2 protein-coding genes are annotated in these 1,649 nt (G+C 50.7%); both read left to right on the top strand.

From position 1 onward, the window contains the following. Positions 1-296, top strand: a 296-nt coding sequence (locus HAQ05_RS27700) for a lysis system i-spanin subunit Rz (RefSeq protein ID WP_202988131.1), incomplete at its 5' end; no start/stop codon positions are given. A 406-nt stretch (positions 297-702) separates the two neighbouring features. Continuing rightward, on the top strand, positions 703-1,649 hold a 947-nt coding region (locus tag HAQ05_RS27695), incomplete at its 3' end, for a nitrate- and nitrite sensing domain-containing protein (RefSeq protein ID WP_190427549.1).

Here is a 1,649-nt window from a genome sequence, read left to right as displayed (position 1 = left end):
AGGCGCTGGCCGACCTCGATACCAAACGAACCAAGGAGAAGGCCGATGCATTGGCTGACAACGAGCGCCGGCGCCGTGATCTTGCTGCTGGGAAGCGGCTGCGCGTCGCAGGCAACTGTAATTCCAGTGGCGGCAACGTGCCCAAAGCCACCAGCTCCACCAGCGTGGACGATGCAGGAACCGTCGAACTCTCTGCAACTGCTGGACAAGACCTTCTCGATATCCGAGCCGGCATTATCGCCGACCAAGCAGCCTTGAGAGCGCTACAGGATTACGTCCGAACGAGTTGTCATTAGCCTCGCTGTATTCCCCGCAATACCGCCTTCAGATCTCGCCACGGAAATTCCGCAGCGGGCTTGACTTGCTCACATCCCTCCCGGTGCTCGAAAGGGCGCCGCGCATCCGTCAAAAGCTGGATCGCGCCGCAGTGTCGACACGTCACCCCTTTTTCTCCCAAGTCCCACTTAGCCAGCCACTGCTTTCCGATCATGTGTTCCCCTTGGCCAGGTCCCAATCATATGCTCAAAACCAAAGTGCACAAGCTCTAGGGAGCCATATGGCGCCGTTCTAGGAAGTTTTGAATTGCTTGCAAAGCGCGTCACCAGGGCGCCCCCTGCAAGCCGAATGTCGGATAAAGATTGATGGTGGCCATTTGGTGTCGTAGCTTGCTAGTCCTCAACATGATCAATAATGGCAGTCAAAATGGAATTTATCGTAGCTCGCGGTTTTTGTAGCCGCTACAGCCTTCAAGGAAAACTAACGGCGGGCTGTTTAGTTCTACTGGCGCTTGCTTTTTTAATGGCCTTCTTATTGATCACATTTATTGGAAACGAATATCGGTTGGCAAAACGGAATTACGAAAATCTTCAGCTATATCAAGATGTGTTGCTGGCGGCCAACGCGATTTCAGCGGAGCGGGGCCCTACGAACACCATGCTTGGAGGTGACTATTCTCCCAACTCGGAGCCTGCAAAGCGCCTTCTGGCTTATCGGCTTTCAACCGATAAAGCAATAGCTGAAATGGCTGATGCTCTTGCTACTACTGATTTTGATGCGGAAGGGGAAATTTTTACCACTAAACGTGCGTTGGCAAGAGCGAGGATTTTGGTGGACAAGGAGCTTTCCTCTCCTTTCAGTTCACGCACACTGCTATCAATCCAGGACGCCATAAGTGGGATGTTCAGTGCCGTGGACGCTATACGACCATTAATCAACGTCGTGGCGTTGTATTCCATCGAGGGAAAAAGCGATATTGCCGATGAGGCACTAATAGGACAGAAGCTGTTCGAGATAAGGGATTATGCGGGACGGTTAGGGTCAATACTAACTCCCTACATTGCAACGCATAAAGCGATCGCGCCAGCGGACCAAGCCAAGCTGCAACAACTACTAGGGCGAATTTTGCAGTTATGGGAGTTAACTAAGCCGTATTTGGCCCGTTACACTACTCTGAGTGGAAAAATAGCAGACGTTGAAAACGTATTTTTTTTAAAAGGGGTAGCGCTAATATCTTCTTTGGAAAGAGAGGGAGAGGTGGGGGGGTTTACTTATACAACACGTAGTATGACTGATGCCATTGTGCCTACATTTGCGCCGCTTGAAGAAATTCGTACCTCTTATCTGAAAATAATGACCGAAAAATCCAATGA

This window comes from Pseudomonas typographi (assembly GCF_014694385.1).
Taxonomy (GTDB): domain Bacteria; phylum Pseudomonadota; class Gammaproteobacteria; order Pseudomonadales; family Pseudomonadaceae; genus Aquipseudomonas; species Aquipseudomonas typographi.
The sequence above is the reverse complement of the archived record's forward strand: the minus strand, read 5'-3'. Positions and strand labels throughout refer to the sequence as shown.